Origin of the sequence: Salipiger sp. H15, from assembly GCF_040409955.1 — a bacterium.
Classification (GTDB): domain Bacteria; phylum Pseudomonadota; class Alphaproteobacteria; order Rhodobacterales; family Rhodobacteraceae; genus Salipiger.
The window spans coordinates 2,063,942-2,080,783 of the sequence record NZ_CP123384.1; the positions used below are offsets into that span (position 1 = coordinate 2,063,942).

A 16,842-nucleotide genomic window follows, 5' to 3' on the forward strand; every position below is an offset into this window, starting at 1 on the left:
GAAGCAGGCTAGGTCCCTCGGACCGGAGGTTTGGCAGAGTGGTCGAATGCGGCGGTCTTGAAAACCGTTGGGCGTGTGAGCGTCCCGTGGGTTCGAATCCCACAGCCTCCGCCATTTATTCAGCTTATATTACTGATATTCGGTGAGCTTTCCGCCACTCTTGATGGTCAGCCCACACTCGGCCCCACTCGGCAAAAGCACGAAAAGGTCGCTTTCGGATCAAACGCATCCTGATGCATTCGGAAACATATGGAGAACGCCTGCGAAGGGCGTAGGTGTTCCATCCGAATACTCCGTAGCCGCGGGTGCAGGATGTTTCCGAGCGACCCTTTGACAAGGTTGGTCGTGTGGCGGATCAAGTCCGCCGGACGTCGGAAGAACGCAAGGCATGTCGCTCAAGCTCGGTCATGGCTCCGAAGTGGTCACCTTAAGGTACTATGGGAAGATGAGCGGCGAGCGGCGAGGAGACATCTTCGAAGCCGTCTAAGACGATGTTCGCTCGACGGCTGACGAGACCGAATTGATGCTTGCCTGCCATGAACACCGGCTCGCGCCCGGCACGCCCGAATTCGAGCGCGCCGAACAGATGGTCTATGCACGTGATTAGCCTTCCGGCAGCCAGATCGTCTATTTCGGTGACAGTCTCACAGATTTCGGTGTCGTGTTCGAAGCCCCGGTCCAGTCATTGACCGTGCAGATTCTCCCCGGGTTCATTGCCGCGCTGGGTCCGGACCCGGCGCCGGAAGAAGTCGCCTTCGCCGAGCTGCAAGCGCGGCAACTGGCCACTCAGCAGGCACTCTTCGAAACGCAGGCCCTCGGGTTCGGACCAGAAAATGCCGTTACGAACGAGGTCACCCACGCCAGCTATAGCGGCGAAATCAGCGGCGACACGGTCCTGAATTTGGCCAATGCCGGCGCGCGGGCGCTGGGAACGCAAGAGCCCTTCGGGCCCGGCACGCGCTATGACTCCAATCTGGGCGCGCAGCTGGCACGCTTCGCCGATCTGCAGGCAGGGACGGTGGCGCCCGACGCCAGCGCCGTGCTCTTCATCGGGGCGAATGACCTTTCCGATGCCGTCGGGGATGCCCTGGATCAGCCGCGCGGCTGCGCGTGAGCTGCATTCGGCGGGTGTCGCGACGGTCCATTTCGGCACGCTTCCAGTCGGTTCGTTCTTTCCGGTCAGCGACGCGCTCGACGATATGACGTCGGGCCTGTCTGGTCTGGCGGTCGACCTTTACAACGAGCTATTGGCCGCGCGTGCCTCGGGTTTGCGGGGCGAGGGGATTGGGGTCGAGATGATCGACTATGGCGCCGTGGCCAGCGCCATCACCGAGGACCCAGGCGGGTTCGGCATCATTGCCGGGCGCTCCGAGTTTCTCATCGACGGTGCGCCCTTCGACAGCGATCAGGTGGGGTTCTGGGACCCGATCCACCCGGCCGAAGCCGTGCACCAGGCTTGGGGGGCCTACGCCGCCTTCGTGATGGAGAGGGCGGCAGCACCTCGGCGCTGAGCAACGTCAGCACGCTCAACTTCCAGACAAGTGACGACAATGCGGTCTTTGCGATGGGCGGCAATGACACGGTTCTTGCGCTGGCGGGCGATGACGTCTTCATCTTTGTCCAGGACACGCTCGAGGGGAGGCGACCCCGTCGCAGGACCTGTTCAAGGGCGGATCGGGCAGGGACGCGCTCTACGTGGTCCTCGATGAAGCGACCTTCGACGCCTTCGTGACGCGCGGGGCGACGTCGGTCCTTTCGAGCCTGGGCATATCCATCTCGAGCATTGAATCCGTGGTCGCAATCGATGGGCGTGGCCAGGTTGAAGCGGCGCTGAGCGCCTTCGCGTGGTTCCAGTTCGGCGACTATTGGGGGCTCATTCCCGCACCTTCGTCCGCCGATCTTCTGGTATGACCTGCCACGGCTCCTGCCGAGAAGGAAAGCACCGGGAAGGTAGTATCCGCTCGAAATGAGCAGACGGAGCTTGTTCCTTTCACCTTGTTCCTTTGGAGAGCGCTCTCGACCAGAAGCAACATCTGGAACGTCAAGAGGCCGATTGCGCAATATCTTGACCAAATGCGCCAAGGAACTGCAACATTCCATAGTCCGAGTCGCAATCCGAGGGAAACATGGCCACGATCGAGCGCGTCGAGATATTCATGGCGAACCTGCTTCCGAAGGTGAAGCGCACCGACGCGATCCAGAGCTTCGTGAGCCAGGAAACGCCTTTCGTGCGGATCACGGATGCCGACGGCGCAAGCGGGCTCGGCTATTCCTACACGATCGGGCAGGGCGGTCCTGCGATCATGTCGCTCCTGCGCGAGACGCTGGTGCCCCGGCTGATCGGGCAGGAGGCCGAGGCGATCGAGCGCATCTGGCGCGACCTGCTGTTCTCGACCCATGCAACCAGCGTCGGGCCGATCACCTCGCTTGCACTGGCGGCGGTGGACACGGCGCTTTGGGACCTGCGCTGCAAGCGGGCGGGGCTGCCGCTTTGGCGCATGCTGGGTGGGGCGAAAGACAGCGTTCCGATGTACACGACCGAAGGCGGCTGGCTGCACATCGAGACCGGCGATCTTGTCGCCGATGCGCTTTCGGCGCAGGCCGCCGGGTTCGCGGGCAGCAAGGTCAAGATCGGGCGCCCGCACCTGAGCGAAGACCGGGAGCGGCTCACCGCTGTCCGCGAGGCCGTGGGTCCCGGGTTCGAGATCATGGTGGACGCCAACCAGTCCTTCAATCTCGCCGAGGCGACCCGCCGCGCGAAGGTGCTCGAGCCGCTCGACATCGCCTGGTTCGAGGAGCCGATGCCGGCGGACGACGTGGCCTCTCACGCGGTGCTGTCGGCGCGGACCTCGGTGCCGGTGGCCGTTGGCGAGAGCATGTATTCGCTCAGCCAGTTCAAGGACTACCTCGTCGGAAACGCGGCAAGCATCGTGCAAGTGGACGTCGCGCGCATCGGAGGGATCACGCCCTGGATGAAGGTCGCCCACATGGCGGAGGCGCACAATGTGCCGGTCTGTCCGCACTTCCTGATGGAGCTGCACGTGAGCCTCGTCTGCGCGATCCCGAATGCGCCGTGGCTGGAATACATCCCGCAGCTCGATGATCTGACGAAGGCGCCGATGCGGATGGAGAACGGCCGGGCCTACCCGAGCGACAGCCCCGGCCTCGGGATCGATTGGGACGAGGACAGACTTGCCGCGTCCCGGGTCGAGGGGCTGGATTTCACCACCGGCTAGACGAGGATCGGACCGCTTCACCGCGCTGGGGTCATTTGCCAGCGTCAGTCGGGTGAGCGATGCCTTGTCCAAGGGGGACCGGATTGCTGACGACGGCGTGATGCCCAAGACGTTCCGGAACGACCACCCGCGCTGCACTTTGCCTGACCGGCAGGTTTGGGCTGGCCCCGGTCGAAGGCGGAACTTGGCTCGTTCGTCAACAAGTCCCAGCCAGGGATCCCCTCCGGAGAATTCCAAGCTGGAACGGGGACGTTTTCGGGGATCACATCACCTTCGCTGCATCCGCGCGGTCTGGGGCCGACCAAGAGCTGCGTCACTCGGCCCCCTTGCGATCATAGGCACCGAAAAGTTCGGGATCGAGGCCCTTGCGGTCGAACACCCCCTTCAGCGCGATGTTGGCGATCTCGGGTCCATGCTCCGTCATCGTCACCCACATGACGTGGTCGACGTTTCCGGGCCCCTCGTGGTGGAAGGACGCTCCGGCAGGTCCCATCGTGATGTGCTCATAGCCGTCGATGTTGTCGTGGTCGTAGAAGTGCAGATGGCCGGCGATGATGGTGTGATCCCGTCCCTTGAGCATGTCCTCGATCGCCATGTAGCTGTCCGAAGGGTTCTCCCAGGCAGGCTCATGGAGGAACAGGAATGTCCAGCGCACGTCCGGGTTCTGCGCCAGGGCATTCCGGACGAAGCTGGTCTGCGCCTCGCTGAACTCTGCCTTCATCGCAAGCCCTGCAACGACGGACTCGTCCGACATGAACTCGGCCAGCATGCTCCTGGCGCGCTCCGGGTCTTCTGTCTGGAGCCGGTTGTAGAGCGCGATCTTGTCTTTCATCCCTGCCGGCGCCTCGCGGGGCGGGTCCTCGCTGTCGAGCACGAGGAACAGGGTGTCGCCGTAGACGAAGCTGTAATAGGTCGCGCCGAACCTTTCGCGCCAGACCTTTTGCGCGACCGAATTTGCGATGTCGTGATTGCCGGGCGTCCGGAAGAACGGCGTCTCCATCTTCGCCAGCTTGGCGTCGACCTCGTCCCATTCGGCGTTCAGTTCCGCCGGATCATCACTGTAGCCTTCGATCAGGTCTCCGACGTTGATCACGAACTCGGGCTGCAGCAGCCGGACCTGCTCCGCCGCCAGGTCGAACGTACCTTCGACGTTGGCGCCCCCCGTCCGGTCGCCGATGACGATGAACTGAAAGTCGTTGGGGTTGTCGTTGAAATCTTCGGACGTCCACGGTTTCGCGCCCGGGAGCGCAGCCGCGTCGTAGCTGAAATCCGCCGCAGTGCCGCTGGTTCCTGCAAGACTCAACAAGATCGCGAGGATCGCTCTCGGTCGCATGGCCAGTCCTCCCTCTACTCGGCGAAGCAGCAGTACCATGGTGCCGAGGCTGGCATCATTGACGACGAACAATCCTCTCGTTGACGAGCGGCCACGAAGGCTCGCGGACCTGCCGACAAAAGCCAGGTCAGCGCCAGCGTGACGTGCCTCTCGAGGTGCCCGATCCGGCGAAGCGCGCCTTCCCCCGAGAGCATGCGGCGACCAAGTCGCGCACCTTCCGGCCTGTCGCCCTTCGAGAGTGGTGCGCCCCAACCGATCCTTGACGACGGTCAATGCGTCCACCCAGATCGCACTCATTACTTGCAGGCATTCACATCATGGGAGTGCGGCAAGTGAAGAGCGTCATCATCGATCGTCGTACCTTGCTGGCAATCGGCGCGGTTGGCGCTGCGATGGCGAAGTTCTGCACTCCGGGGGTCGCGCAGGTGTCCGTGCCGGAGGCGACGACCCTGTTCACCAACGTCGATATCTTCGACGGCAGGAGCGAGACACGCGCAGAAAGCATGAGCCTGCTGGTCGAAGGCAACAGGGTCGCGAAGATCGCGACCTCGATCAGCGCCCCTCCAGATGCGACTGTCATCGACGGAAAGGGCCACACGCTGATGCCCGGGATCATCGGTGCGCATGAGCACGTCATGCTGCAACTCTCCTATGCCGAGTTCTACTCGGTCGATGACAGGTATTTTGCCATCGTCGCCACCCAAACGGCCAAGACCTATCTGATGAACGGATGGACCTCGATCCGCGATGCGGGCGGCAACACCTTCTCCCTGAAAAAGGCCATCGACAACGGCGTCATCCCGGGGCCGCGCATCTTTCCCTCGGGCACCATGATCTCCCAGACCGGCGGTCATTGCGATCACAGCCTCGACAACGAGCCCTCACGGCTCATCGGGGGTGAGCCTGATCCCGCCGTTCGCTTCGGCGACTGTGCGGTTGTCGACGGCGTCCCCGAAGTCCTTGAAGCGGCGCGCGACAATCTGAGGCGCGGCGCCACGCAGATCAAGATCGCGGTCGGCGGCGGCTTCGGTTCATTCGCCGACCCACTCGAGGTGGTCCAGTTCACTCCCGAGGAAATCCGCGCCGCCGTGCAGGCCGCCGAAGACTACAAGACCTATGTCATGGCGCACATCTACAACAACGACGGTATCAAGCGTGCCATCGAAAATGGCGTCAAGTGCATCGAGCACGGCAACCTCGTCGATGAACCCACCCTGAGGCTGATGAAGGAAAAAGGCATCTGGCTGTCGCCGCAGGTGATCACCTTCGCCACCGAACCGATCGGCCTGAATGCCGAGCAGAAAAGGAAACATGCCGAGGCCTTCGCCGGCATCGACAACATGTTCACGCTCACCAAGAAGATCGGCTTCGACAAGATCGCGTTCGGGTCAGACATCATCACCGACCCCAACCTGATCGCGCGCATGAACGAAGAATTCACGTTCCGCTCGAAATGGTTCTCGCCTGTCGAGATCCTGCGTCAGGCGACCTCCCTGAGCGGTGAGATGCTCGGCCTGTCCAAGCGTTTCAATCCCGGGAAACTGGGTGTGATCGAGGAAGGCGCCCTGGCTGACATACTGCTCGTCAACGGCAATCCGTTGACGGACCTCTCGCTCCTGACCAAGCCCGAAGAGAATCTGGCGCTCATCATGAAGGACGGGCGGATCTACAAGAACATGATCTCATGATAGCCGAGAAGAGGGCCGGTCGCCGAACGGCGCCGATGAGCCCGTGGCGATTGGCCCCTCAATGCTGCCGCAGCGAGATCGGACGTGATCGACTTATCCGGTTTGGGCGCGGAGCGGGCTTGTGGCGGCGCAGCATCAGCTTCTGAAGTGTTTCAGGAAGGAGAGCGGACGTGTCGGTCATTTGCTCCGATGACCGGGCGTCTCCCGCAGCGGCGCAAGCGCCCGGTTCTCGACACTGATGCGCCAGGTCAGCATCGCGGCATTGAGCAGCGTGAACAGCGCAGCGATCCAGGTCAGTCCGAGCACCATTGGCGCGACGATTATCTCCGCCGCGACGAGCATGTAATTCGGGTGGGAGACATACCGGAACGGCCCCCGCTCGATCAGCGGCTCTTCGATCACGATGATGCGCGTGGTCCACCGCGCCCCGAGGCTGGCGAGGATCCAGACCCGAAGGGCCTGAAGGACGACGAAGATGCAGAGCCAGCCGTAAGACAGGCTCCGGTCATGGCCGAAGACGACAAGGCAGAGCAGCCAGGCCGCGTGCATGAGCACCATCACCGGGTAATGCTCCCCGCCGACCTCACGCGCGCCGCGGGCCAGGAGGCGCGCGGTGTTCCGGCGCGCGAGCGCCAGCTCGCCAAGCCGCTGCAGCACGATGAAGCCGAGGAAGAGCGCCGTTCCGGTCTCCATCACGCGGCCATGGCCTCGACGGTGAACGGCAGGAAGGAGGCGGTGAAGCCGGGCCCTAGGGCGCAGGCCATCATCTGCCCCGTCCGGCCCGAGCCCAGCACCGATTGCAGCACGAACATGACCGTCGGAGCCGACATGTTGCCGGCACGGCGCAGGGTCTCGCGCTCGGCGTCGAGCGAGCCCTGGTTGAGATGCAGCGCGCCTTCGAGCGCCTCGACGACCTTGGCGCCTCCGGGGTGGCAGACGAAGCGGTCGATCCGCGTGTCGTCGAGCTCTGCTGCCCGCAGCGCCCCCTGCGCCGCGGCGCCGAATTCCTGCGTGACGAAATCCGGGATGGATCGATCGAAGACGACCCCGAAGCCGGTCTCGTCCACGTCCCAGCCCATGATCCCGAGCGTGTCCGGCCAGGTCTTCTGGTGTCCGGAGCCGAGCGTGACTTTCTGCTCCGACCGGGGCACCCCGGTCGAAAGGCAGGCTGCCGCGGCGCCATCGCCGAAAAGCACCGCCGCGATGATGTCCGCCTTCTGCAGGCGGTCGGCGCGGAAGGCGAGCGAGCAGGTCTCGACCACGACGAGCAGCACCCTCGATCCGGGCCGGCCCGCCGCCAGCAGTTCGGCCGTTGCCATCCCCGACACGCCCCCGGCGCAACCAAGACCGAAGACCGGCACCCGCAGGACGTTTTCGGGAAAGCCCATCTCGGCGAGCGCCTGCGCCTCGAGCGACGGCGTCGCGATGCCGGTCGAGCAGACGGTCACGACGACATCGACCTCCGAGCTTTCCCAGCCCGCATCCGCCAGCGCTGCGCGGGCCGCATCGACGAAGAGCGCCCTGGCGCCGGTCGCGAAGGCCTCTGCGCGGTCGGACCAGCCATGCGGGTCCGAGAACCAGGAGAGAGGCACCACCGAGTGGCGCGTGTCGATCCCGGCGGTGTCGAAGCTTTTCGAAAGGCGCTGGAAATCCGGATACTTCCGCCCGAAGATGAAGGCTGCGCGATCCCTCACCTCGTCCTGGCGCAGGCAATGTTGGGGAAGGGCCGTGGACAGCCCATGCAAATATACGCTCATCGCGGCACTTTCGCTGAGAGCCGCCTCCTCCCGGGCCCGGCACGCCGCCGGCCTTCCATGCGACCCATCACCGACAACGCGCGATGGCGGGCTCTGTTCCGCATGCCTGTCCGGAGGAAGCCCCGGCGGATGCGGAGGCAGTGCCGGACCCGGAGCATCATGCGGGGGCGAAGGGAGAGCCTGGGCGCAGGTGGAGCCAACCCATCGCCGCTCACGGCCCGTTCTTGAGGTTCGCCCTACCGTCACCCGCGGCGGCGCAGCGTCCCAAGGGCGAACTCGCTTTTTGCGAGCCGTCCGGACGATTGCCGCACATGCGAAGCCCGGCGCTGCACGGGGAGCGCCGGGCTTCAAGTTCGGTCGCTTCGGTCCCGCTCATGCCGCTCGGGCGTTGCAGCGCCCGACACCCTCGTCCAGCGCAGAACCGCTTTCGGCATCCTCGAACCACCAGCGGAATTCACCCTTTCCAAGCTCGAGGCGGAGCAATCCTAGATGACCGAAAATTGCCGCCGCGGTTGTGTCGAGCGTGGGCATCTCCGGCGACTTCTCGTCGCCCGTGCCAACGGTGAAGGCCATCGTCCCGTGCTCGGGGTCCGGCGCGCCGTCGGTCCCGAGAGGCAGCGTCCGCTCGTAGATATGGTTGTGCCCGTTCAGCACCAGCGTCGTGCCAGCTCTTTGAAGCTGCTCGAAGAGCGCAATGGCATTGCCGTTGCCGCTCCGATGCTGAAGCGAATGGGCGGGCTGATGGTAGAAGGCCAGGACACAGGCTTCGGGGGATGCGGCCAGGGCCTTGTTCAGCCACAGTGCCTGCGCCGAGCCGGGGCTCGCATCAACTTCGCTGTTGAGGGACAGGATCAGCCAATTGCCGGCATGCACCGCGTAGTATCCCCGGCTGCCCGGTCCGGCGCGCTCGCCCCAATATTGATAGTAACCAAAAGCGTCGGGCGTCTTGTACTCGTGGTTGCCGGGCGTGGGCAGGGTTCTGCCGCGATCCGCTTTCCACAGCGGATCAAAGCAGTCGGAAAATTCCACCGGCTTGCCAGAGCTGTAGACAAGGTCGCCAAGCGCGAGGATGGGAGCATCGGGCCAGCGCCGGGCAAGCCGGACCGTCGCTACCGCCGGCGCGCGCGACGGCTCGAATGCGGAGGGAAGGCCAAGCAGGTCGGCGGCAACCGGAAATGCGCTGGCAAAGCCGGGCCTCTCCGGGCAGTTGGCGATGTCGCCGACCGCGAGCAGGGTCAGGTTGCCGCCATCGCGGCTCATGGCATCGCTGATGGTCTGCTGCGGTGGGCCCTCGCTTTCCGAACCAGCCGCTTTCGCCGAGCCGACGAGGCTGTAGGCGGCATAGCCAATCCATTGGGATTCGAGCGCGGCGAGGACAAGGAGCGGCACGAGAACTGCTGCGATGACGGTTGTTATTTTCATTGGATCTGCCTGGAGTTGTAGCTTGGAAGCACGTCGGCTGCGGTAGCGGTGTGTGGCCGGGGGACGGGCGCTTGGGGTCAGCGCCGCCGCAGGCCGAGGCTCATGGCTGCGACGGTGGCGATGATGACCGCGAGGAAGCCGAGGCTGGTGGTCACCGTGCCGAAGCCGAGCCCGCCGTAGTCCACCGGCTGCGAGAGCAGGTCTCCGAAGGAGGCGCCGAGCGGCCGGGTCAGGATGTAGACCAGCCAGAAGGCGAGGATGCCGTCGAGGCCAAGGGCGAAGTAGCCGAAGGCAAGGCTCGCGATGACCGATCCGAAGAGGATGCCCGAGGCGAGGTAGCCAAGTCCGAACTGCTCGGCGACAAGGTCCCCCGCGGCGGTGCCGAGCGCGAAGGTGAAGAGGATCGCGACCCAGTAGAAGGCCTCGCGCACCGGGTTGTCGACGTCATGGATCGACAGCGTGCCTTCCTCGCCGTACCAGAGCGCGAAACAGGCGGCGAGCGCGACGCTGAAGACCGCCGTACAGGTCACGAGGCTGACGCCGAGATTGTCCACGAGGTTGTCGGTGATCAGCGTGCCGACGACGGAAATCAGCACCACGTTCAGCCAGTAGGTCCAGGGCACGTAGCGGTCGCGCGAGAACTGCAGGGCCAGCGTTCCGACCAGCAGCACCGTCATCATCAGCGAGGTGGTGGTCAGCCCCATCCCGAGATTGACGCTGAGATAATCCGCGGCGGTCTCGCCCATGGTGACCGCCATCAGCTTGATGAGCCAGAAGGCGGCTGTCACGTCGGGCACCTTGTTGCGGGGGTTGGTCTGGCGGCCGTCGAGAAGCTCGATGCCTGTGTCGAGAGCGGTCATTTTGTCACCTGCGTGGGCGTGAGAAGGGCAAGGGCCTGTGCCGAGAAGGCATCCGCCCGGCGGTCATCGTCGGCGTTGCAGCGCTCGGTGGCCTTGGACTGGAGATCGGTGATCTGCGGTCTGGCCGTGTCGGATGCGCGCCCGCCGGACAGCGCGTCGCGGAGATCGGACAGCATCACCTCGCAGGGCAGGGGATGCCCCGCGGCGTCGGTCACGGCGATGCCGTTCAGGGTCTGGGCCACGCCCCCGGCGGCGTCGGACGGCGTCGGATCGGCCAGCGTGGCCTGAAGAACGCTCAGCGCCGCCTCGACCCGTGCCGGGTCCGGGGACTTTGCGCGCAGGGCCGAAAACGCCGCGTCGGCGCTGGCATCGACAGTGCCCCAGGCCTCCGGGGCCTTCGCCCGCAGCTGCTCCTCGTCGTCATCCCAGGCGGTTTCGAGGTCGGTGATCCGCGTCTCGGCGGCGACAAGATCGCCGGTCGCCGCGATTTTCTGCGTGTCGCTCACGATCGCGGCGAATTTCGACAGATCGCCAAGCGACGGTATCGCGCCCTGCTGCGCCGGAGCGGCGGCGGCGCCGATGACGAAATGCTCCACGCCGGAAAAGACCGCCACGGGGAGGGCAATCAGCGCCGTGGCGAGCAGGAGTTGTTTCATGGCGAAGTCCTCACCGAAATGGTCGATCGGGTCGTTCTGGGGCCCGGGGTCTGCGCCCGTCTGACGGAAAGGTTGGGAAACCGTAATGTGACGGCGTTCGGCATTACGGATTATCAATCCCGTCGTCATGCGCCGCCAGAGGCCGCCGTCCATCTCTCTGTCACGAGGTCATGGCACGCCGCCGGACCGAAAGAGGAGAAAGACCCATGAAACGCATCATCCCCCTGAGCCTGATCCCCGTGACCCTTGCCGCCGGCGTGGCCGGTGCCGCTTGGGCGGGCACCGAGACGACCGCGGAGATGACGGACGCCGAGGAAATCCAGGCGGTCAAGGCGAGCGGCATGACCCTGACGCAGGCGGTGGATGCCGCGCAGAACGAGACCGGCGGCATCGCGATCTCGGCGGGCTGGGAGGACAATGACCAGGGCAGCTGGGGCTACGAGGTCGAGATCGCCGACGCCTCCAGCGCGATGCAGACCTGGTTCGTCGATCCCTCCAGCGGCGCGGTGACCAAGGTGACCGAAACCGATGACGACGAGGATCACGAGCAGGGCGAGGACGGCGAGGACAACGACTGACAGGCGCAGTCCCGTCCGTTACAACCGCTCGGGCGGCAGGGTTTCCCTGCCGCCCCTATCTTTCGGAGACCCAATGCATATCCTCGTCATCGAAGACGATCCCACGACTGGAGACTACGTCGCCACCGGCCTGCGCGCCGAGGGCCATGTGGTCGATCTGCTGGACAATGGCCGCGACGGGCTGATGCAGGCGATGACGGGCAGTTACGACGTGATGGTGCTCGACCGGATGGTGCCGGACGTCGACGGCATGTCGATCCTGCGCACCCTGCGCGCGTCGAGGAACCCGGTGCCCGTGCTGCTGCTGACCGCGCTCGGCGGCATCGAGGACCGTATCGACGGGCTGAACGCCGGGGCCGACGACTACCTGACAAAGCCCTTCGCCTTCGGCGAGCTCTCCGCCCGCCTTGCAGCGCTGGCGCGCCGTCCGCCGCCCTCGGACGAGCCGACGGTGCTGCGGGCGCGCGATCTCGAGATGAACCTCCTGACCCGCAAGGTCACCCGGGGCGGCCAGCCGATCGACCTGCAGCCGCGCGAGTTTGCGCTGCTCGAACACCTGCTGCGCCGCAAGGGCCGGGTGCAGACGCGGACCATGCTGCTCGAGGGCGTCTGGGACATCCATTTCGATCCGCAGACCAACGTCGTCGAAAGCCACATGAGCCGGCTTAGGACCAAGGTCGACAAGCCTTTCGAGGTGACGCTGATCGAAACCGTGCGCGGCTCGGGCTACCGGATCGCGGAATGACACGGTTCCGCTCGACGCCGCTGCGCCTCTCGGTGGTGCTCATCGCGGTCTTCACCGTCTTCATGTCCGTCGGGCTCGGCATTGCCTACGTGCTGATGCACCGGGCGCTCGGTGCCGAGATCGACCTGCGTGCAGAGCAGACCATCGAGGAGATCCGGGCGATCCCCGAGCCGGAAGAGCGGCTGGAGCGTGCGGCCGAAATCGCCGCCGCAGCCGACCGGCGCGCCTTGCTGATCCGGCTCGAGCAGGATGGGCAGACGGTGGCCAATATCGCGTCGGACCTGCCCGAAGGCATCGTCGGAGACGACGACATTGCCCTGCCCGAGCCGGTCGCCGACAGCTATCTTGTGCGGCATGCCGATCTTGAACCCGGCGCACTGACCGTGGCGGTGGGGCGCGACAGCATGTCCGAGCTGCAGGAGACCTTCATTGCGATCCTCGGCTTCGCGCTGCTGCCGGCGCTGCTGCTGACCTCGGCCATCGGCATCGTCGTGGTGCGCCGGACCACGGCGCGGGTGGAGGCGATCCGCAGCACGCTGCACGCCCTCAGCGAGGGTGACCTCGTCGCCCGTGTGGGGGCACCGCATCCCGACACGGACCTTGGCGACATTTCGCGTGATCTCGACCGCATGGCCGAAGCCCAGGAAGCCGCTGTCGGCGCGCTGCGCCAGATCGGCGCCGACATTGCCCATGATCTCAAGACCCCGATCCAGCGCGTCGCGGTGCGGCTGGAGCAACTTGCCGAAATCGACCTTCCCGATCCGGCACGCGGGCAGCTCGAACAGGCAAGTGCCGAGACCGAGCAGATCATCGCGACCTTCCAGTCCCTGTTGCAGATCGCGCAGCTCGAGGGCGGCCAGGGGCGCGAGAATTTCACCAGCGTGGATCTCGGAGCGCTTCTGGAAGACATGGCGGAGATCTACGCCCCCTCTGCCGAGGATGCGGGCTCTGCGCTGACCTGCTCGGTGTCGGGGCCGCTCCCGGTGAGCGGTGATCGCCACCTGCTGTCGCGTCTGGTCGCGAACCTCATCGAGAACGCCCTGCGCCATGCGCCGGGCACCGAAATTACACTCTCCCTGACAGGTCGGATTCTCACCGTCGCAGATGGCGGTCCCGGCATCCCCGCAGGCAAGCGCGATCATGTCCTGCGCCGCCTCGCGCGGCTCGAGGCCAGCCGGTCGACCCCCGGCTCGGGACTGGGGCTGTCGCTGGTCAAGGCCATCGCCGACCTGCATGGCGCGGAGTTGACGCTCGGCGACGCGCGGCCGGGGCTGCTGGTCACCGTGACCTTCCCGGGCTGACAAGAAAGGCCCGGCGGGAGGGACACCGCCGGGCCAGTTGGGACGCCGGAACAAGGGGGTCGGTACGCGCGGCGTCCTGGCAGTTTCAGACGGGCGCGGCCTCGGCATTGACGGGATGCGCGGCCTCCGCCCTCAGGTCGGTGGCGCGGCGCTCGGCCTCGGCGAGGATCTGCGGACCTGCGAGCCGGACGGCGAGCGTGATGCCAAGGCCGACGACCATGGCGACCCCCATCACCAGAAGCCCGAGCCCCATGCCCACGGCCACCAAGACGGCGACCAGCGCCCGCGCGATCCATGCCTTCATCCGTTCCATGCCGAAGTCTCCTTTACGTCCGGGTTTCCTGAAATCTGGGCATGGGATCTTGCCCGCGCATGATGCCTGCATTGTGGATCGGTAATCTTTGCCGGTTGGACTGACGATTGCGAAATCCCAATCTTTCGGACAGCTTGCGAAAATCCGCCTTGGCCATTCCCGGCCGGAAAGACATCGGGGACAGACCATGACAGACGCCAGCACCGCCCGCCTCACGCCTTGGCAGCGGGTGAAACCGCTGCTGCCCTACATCGTGACGGCGGCGCTCTTCGGGGCGGGTGCCTTTGCGCTCTACCGCCTGCTTGCCCCGGTCGACCTGCGCAGCGTGCTGACGCAGGCAAGGGCGACGCCGTGGCATATCCTCGCGCTGGCGGTGCTCACGACCTTTGCCAGCTACGCCGCGCTCATCGGCTACGACCGCTCGGCGCTGCGCTACATCGAGAAGGACCTGCCGGGCCCGGTGGTCGCCTTGGGCAGCTTCCTTGGCTACGCCTTCGGCAACACCATCGGCGCGGGGCCGATCACCGGCGGGGCGGTGCGCTACCGGGTGTATTCCGCGCTTGGGCTTTCCACGCAGGACATCGCCGCGATTGCCGCCTTTGCCTCGGTCGCCTTCGGCTTCGGCGCGACGATCATCGGCTTCGGCGCGCTGGCCATTCATCCGCTGGCGCTTGGGCACCTGCTGCCGTTCGGGCCGGGGCCGATCCGCCATGTCTCGCTGGCCGTGGTCATCGTCGTCACCGGGCTGCTGTTCTGGACCGCCTTTCGCAGGACCGAGATCACTCTGCGCGGCGTCACCCTGCGCGCGCCGTCGCCGGGGCTGATGGCGGCGCAGTTCGTCTTCACCGCGATCGACATGCTGCTGGCCGCCACGACGCTCTACCTGTTGCTGCCGCCCTCCGAGCTGGGTTTCGCGACCTTCCTCGCCGTCTATGCCGCGGCGGTGATGGCGGGCGTTCTCAGCCACGTGCCCGGCGGCGTCGGCGTGCTGGAGACGGTGGTCATCGCCGCGCTGCCCGCCTCGGTCCCGGTCGAACAGGCCGCCACCGGGCTGCTGCTCTACCGCATGATCTACTACCTTCTGCCCTTCGCCGTCGCGCTGGTGCTGCTGGCCCTGACCGAGGCACGCATGGCCTCGAGCCGCGCCGCCGGGCCGCTGATGCAGAGCCTTGCGCCGCTCGCCCGCTCGGTCAGTGCGCTGGTGCCGCTGGCGATGGCCACCATGATGCTCGGCTCGGGTCTGCTGCTCATGGTCTCGAGCCTGCTGCCGCCGACCTCCGATCTCGCCGAGGAACTCGAGCTGCTGACGCCGCTGGCCATCGCCGAGGGCGGGGCGCTGCTGGCCAGCATCTTCGGGGCGATGATGCTGGTGATCGCGCACGGCCTGCTGCGCCGCGTGCAGGGGGCGTGGTGGCTGGCGGTGCTGGCGCTTGCGGGGGGCATCGCCGCCAGCTTCGCCAATGCGCTGGACATCGAGCGCGCGGTGTTTCTCGGCGCGGCGCTGCTCATCCTCTGGCCGACGCGGCGCGAGTTCTTCCGCACCACACGCCTGACCCGCCAGGCCTTCAGCCTGCGCTGGCTGCTGCTGATCGCGGCGATTGGCGCCTCGGTCGTCGCGGTGCTGTTCTTTGCCCACAAGGCAACGCCCTACGCGCATGAGCTGTGGTGGCAGTTCGCCACCGATGCGAGTGCCCCGCGCGCCTTGCGCGCCGCGCTTGTCGGCATGGTCGTGCTGGTCCTGTCGCTCCTCGTCTTCGCCCTGCGACCGGGGCGGCTGACCCACGCGCTGCCGACGGCCGAGGAGCTTGCGCAGGTGCGGGCCATCGTCGCCGCCCAACCGGACCCCGAGGCGAATATCGCGCTGACCGGCGACAAGTGCCTGATGGTCTCGGAAAGCGGCCGCGCTGCGCTCATGTACCGCATCCGGGGGCGCAGCTGGATCGCCCTGCACGAGCCCTTCGGAGAGCCCTCGGAGCTTGCCCCTCTCGCCTGGGATTTCCACGATGCCGCCTACGCCGCCAATGCCCGCCCGGTGTTCTATTCCGTGGGGGCCGACCTGATCCCGCTCTGGCTCGAGATGGGGCTGGGGCTGGTGAAGATGGGCGAAGAGGCGGTGGTGGCCCTGCGGGGCTTTTCGTTGCAGGGTCCGGAGCGCAAGCGCCTGCGCACCACGCACAACCGCGCCCTGCGCGACGGCCTCGCTTTCGAGGTGCTGGAGCCGCCTTTCGCTGATGGCTTCATGGAGGAGCTGCGCGCGATCTCGGACAGCTGGCTCGCCACCAAGGCAGGCGCGGAGAAAGGCTTCTCGGTCGGCGCTTTCGATCCCGATGTCCTGTCGCGGGCCCCGATCGCCGTCGTGCGCCACGAGGGCCGCATCGTGGCCTTTGCAAACCTCTGGCTGACCGACACGAAGGCCCGCGCCACCATCGATCTCATGCGCCATGTCGAGAATGCCCCGGCCGGGCTGATGGAGTTCCTCTTCACCGAGCTGCTGCTGCATTTCGCCGCCGAGGGCTACGAGGAGTTCTCGCTGGGCAATGCGCCCCTCTCCGGGCTCGAGGCCCGTCGCGGCGCGGCGCTCTCGACCCGGCTCGGAGCGCTGGTCTACCGTCATGGACAGCAGTTCTACAACTTCGAGGGCCTGCGCGCGTTCAAGGAGAAATTCGATCCCGACTGGCGCCCGATCTACGTCGCGGTGCCGCCGCGGGCCAATCTTCTGAGCATCGCGGCGGACGTCGTGGCACTGATCGGCGGTGGCGCTCGGAAGGGAGAGGATGCCCGGCCCGCAGGTGCTTCCGGATAAGAGGGGCTGCCTCCAGCGATGACGCCCTCCAAAGCCGCGACATCCTGTCGAACGGTTCCCGCGAAGCGCCGCAGTCGCGAAAAGACCGGCCGGTAGAGACTGCGTGAAGGTCGTAACAGGGCTCGAAGCGGGCTTGCGGCAGAGCAGCGA

At 66.0% G+C, this 16,842-nt stretch carries 16 protein-coding genes and 1 tRNA gene; 10 read left to right on the top strand and 7 right to left on the bottom strand.

The genetic code is table 11. The annotated features are described in order from the left end of the window. Positions 1 to 24 precede the first annotated feature (24 nt). The 5 genes from PVT71_RS10105 (at position 25) to PVT71_RS10125 (ending at position 3,236) form a co-directional block, all read left to right on the top strand. Positions 25 to 114 (top strand) — tRNA-Ser (locus PVT71_RS10105). A gap of 547 nt (positions 115 to 661) precedes the next feature. Continuing rightward, positions 662 to 1,114, top strand: coding sequence for a hypothetical protein (locus PVT71_RS10110; RefSeq protein WP_353471658.1), 453 nt, complete (start codon positions 662 to 664; stop codon positions 1,112 to 1,114). Beyond that, the gene (locus PVT71_RS10115) at positions 1,083 to 1,511 is read left to right on the top strand and encodes a hypothetical protein (protein ID WP_353471659.1); all 429 of its coding nucleotides are present in this window, start codon (positions 1,083 to 1,085) and stop codon (positions 1,509 to 1,511) included. Before PVT71_RS10110 ends, PVT71_RS10115 begins: the two co-directional genes overlap by 32 nt. A 184-nt stretch (positions 1,512 to 1,695) precedes the next feature. Continuing rightward, positions 1,696 to 1,911: a hypothetical protein gene (locus PVT71_RS10120; RefSeq protein WP_353471660.1), complete on the top strand. Its 216-nt coding sequence runs from the start codon at positions 1,696 to 1,698 to the stop codon at positions 1,909 to 1,911. Between the two features lie 215 nt (positions 1,912 to 2,126). Next, complete coding sequence (locus tag PVT71_RS10125; protein WP_353471661.1) at positions 2,127 to 3,236, top strand: mandelate racemase/muconate lactonizing enzyme family protein; 1,110 nt, start codon at positions 2,127 to 2,129, stop codon at positions 3,234 to 3,236. A gap of 313 nt (positions 3,237 to 3,549) precedes the next feature. On the opposite strand, the gene PVT71_RS10130 is transcribed toward PVT71_RS10125, so the two are convergent. Further along, on the bottom strand, positions 3,550 to 4,641 hold the full coding sequence (locus PVT71_RS10130; RefSeq protein ID WP_353471662.1) for a metallophosphoesterase: 1,092 nt from the start codon (positions 4,639 to 4,641) through the stop codon (positions 3,550 to 3,552). 260 nt (positions 4,642 to 4,901) lie between these two features. Here PVT71_RS10130 and PVT71_RS10135 point away from each other — a divergent pair, with 260 nt between their 5' ends. After that, positions 4,902 to 6,257: an amidohydrolase family protein gene (locus tag PVT71_RS10135; RefSeq protein WP_353471663.1), complete on the top strand. Its 1,356-nt coding sequence runs from the start codon at positions 4,902 to 4,904 to the stop codon at positions 6,255 to 6,257. Positions 6,258 to 6,434: 177 nt separating this feature from the next. On the opposite strand, the gene PVT71_RS10140 is transcribed toward PVT71_RS10135, so the two are convergent. From PVT71_RS10140 to PVT71_RS10160, 5 genes are all read right to left on the bottom strand, one after another. Further along, the gene (locus tag PVT71_RS10140; protein WP_353473866.1) at positions 6,435 to 6,950 is read right to left on the bottom strand and encodes an isoprenylcysteine carboxylmethyltransferase family protein; all 516 of its coding nucleotides are present in this window, start codon (positions 6,948 to 6,950) and stop codon (positions 6,435 to 6,437) included. After that, complete coding sequence (locus tag PVT71_RS10145; RefSeq protein ID WP_353471664.1) at positions 6,950 to 7,951, bottom strand: type III polyketide synthase; 1,002 nt, start codon at positions 7,949 to 7,951, stop codon at positions 6,950 to 6,952. The genes PVT71_RS10140 and PVT71_RS10145 overlap by 1 nt, the downstream gene beginning before the upstream one ends. A 435-nt stretch (positions 7,952 to 8,386) precedes the next feature. Further along, positions 8,387 to 9,436 carry a metallophosphoesterase gene (locus tag PVT71_RS10150; RefSeq protein ID WP_353471665.1) on the bottom strand — a complete coding sequence of 350 codons (1,050 nt, stop codon included), beginning with the start codon at positions 9,434 to 9,436 and terminating at the stop codon, positions 8,387 to 8,389. Positions 9,437 to 9,513: 77 nt separating this feature from the next. Then, entirely contained in the window at positions 9,514 to 10,296 is a 783-nt protein-coding gene (locus tag PVT71_RS10155) for a hypothetical protein (protein WP_353471666.1), read from the bottom strand. Next, on the bottom strand, positions 10,293 to 11,105 hold the full coding sequence (locus PVT71_RS10160) for a hypothetical protein (protein WP_353471667.1): 813 nt from the start codon (positions 11,103 to 11,105) through the stop codon (positions 10,293 to 10,295). Before PVT71_RS10160 ends, PVT71_RS10155 begins: the two co-directional genes overlap by 4 nt. 53 nt (positions 11,106 to 11,158) lie before the next feature. Between PVT71_RS10160 and PVT71_RS10165 the strand changes: the two genes are divergently transcribed. The 3 genes from PVT71_RS10165 to PVT71_RS10175 all read left to right on the top strand — a co-directional run bounded on the left by PVT71_RS10165 (position 11,159) and on the right by PVT71_RS10175 (position 13,576). Beyond that, positions 11,159 to 11,530, top strand: a complete 372-nt coding sequence (locus PVT71_RS10165; RefSeq protein ID WP_353471668.1) for a PepSY domain-containing protein — start codon at positions 11,159 to 11,161, stop codon at positions 11,528 to 11,530. Positions 11,531 to 11,603: 73 nt separating this feature from the next. Next, positions 11,604 to 12,275, top strand: a complete 672-nt coding sequence (locus PVT71_RS10170) for a response regulator transcription factor (protein ID WP_353471669.1) — start codon at positions 11,604 to 11,606, stop codon at positions 12,273 to 12,275. Continuing rightward, complete coding sequence (locus tag PVT71_RS10175) at positions 12,272 to 13,576, top strand: HAMP domain-containing sensor histidine kinase (protein WP_353471670.1); 1,305 nt, start codon at positions 12,272 to 12,274, stop codon at positions 13,574 to 13,576. The genes PVT71_RS10170 and PVT71_RS10175 overlap by 4 nt, the downstream gene beginning before the upstream one ends. A gap of 85 nt (positions 13,577 to 13,661) precedes the next feature. Here the strand turns inward: PVT71_RS10175 and PVT71_RS10180 are convergent, their stop codons facing one another. After that, a complete protein-coding gene (locus PVT71_RS10180) occupies positions 13,662 to 13,889 on the bottom strand; it encodes a hypothetical protein (RefSeq protein ID WP_353471671.1) in 228 nt (75 codons plus the stop codon). Positions 13,890 to 14,076: 187 nt separating this feature from the next. Between PVT71_RS10180 and mprF the strand changes: the two genes are divergently transcribed. Then, positions 14,077 to 16,692 carry a bifunctional lysylphosphatidylglycerol flippase/synthetase MprF gene (gene mprF, locus PVT71_RS10185; RefSeq protein ID WP_353471672.1) on the top strand — a complete coding sequence of 872 codons (2,616 nt, stop codon included), beginning with the start codon at positions 14,077 to 14,079 and terminating at the stop codon, positions 16,690 to 16,692. The last annotated feature ends 150 nt before the right edge of the window (positions 16,693 to 16,842 follow it).

What these genes read in the sequence shown, in the direction of transcription:
- PVT71_RS10115 (WP_353471659.1), top strand. Translation starts at nt 1,083, where the DNA reads ATGCCCTGGATCAGCCGCGCGGCTGCGCGTGAGCTGCATTCGGCGGGT.
- PVT71_RS10125 (WP_353471661.1), top strand. Translation starts at nt 2,127, where the DNA reads ATGGCCACGATCGAGCGCGTCGAGATATTCATGGCGAACCTGCTTCCG.
- PVT71_RS10140 (WP_353473866.1), bottom strand. Translation starts at nt 6,950, where the DNA reads ATGGAGACCGGAACGGCGCTCTTCCTCGGCTTCATCGTGCTGCAGCGG.
- PVT71_RS10150 (WP_353471665.1), bottom strand. Translation starts at nt 9,436, where the DNA reads ATGAAAATAACAACCGTCATCGCAGCAGTTCTCGTGCCGCTCCTTGTC.
- PVT71_RS10155 (WP_353471666.1), bottom strand. Translation starts at nt 10,296, where the DNA reads ATGACCGCTCTCGACACAGGCATCGAGCTTCTCGACGGCCGCCAGACC.
- PVT71_RS10160 (WP_353471667.1), bottom strand. Translation starts at nt 11,105, where the DNA reads ATGGACGGCGGCCTCTGGCGGCGCATGACGACGGGATTGATAATCCGT.
- PVT71_RS10165 (WP_353471668.1), top strand. Translation starts at nt 11,159, where the DNA reads ATGAAACGCATCATCCCCCTGAGCCTGATCCCCGTGACCCTTGCCGCC.
- PVT71_RS10170 (WP_353471669.1), top strand. Translation starts at nt 11,604, where the DNA reads ATGCATATCCTCGTCATCGAAGACGATCCCACGACTGGAGACTACGTC.
- PVT71_RS10175 (WP_353471670.1), top strand. Translation starts at nt 12,272, where the DNA reads ATGACACGGTTCCGCTCGACGCCGCTGCGCCTCTCGGTGGTGCTCATC.
- PVT71_RS10180 (WP_353471671.1), bottom strand. Translation starts at nt 13,889, where the DNA reads ATGGAACGGATGAAGGCATGGATCGCGCGGGCGCTGGTCGCCGTCTTG.
- mprF (WP_353471672.1), top strand. Translation starts at nt 14,077, where the DNA reads ATGACAGACGCCAGCACCGCCCGCCTCACGCCTTGGCAGCGGGTGAAA.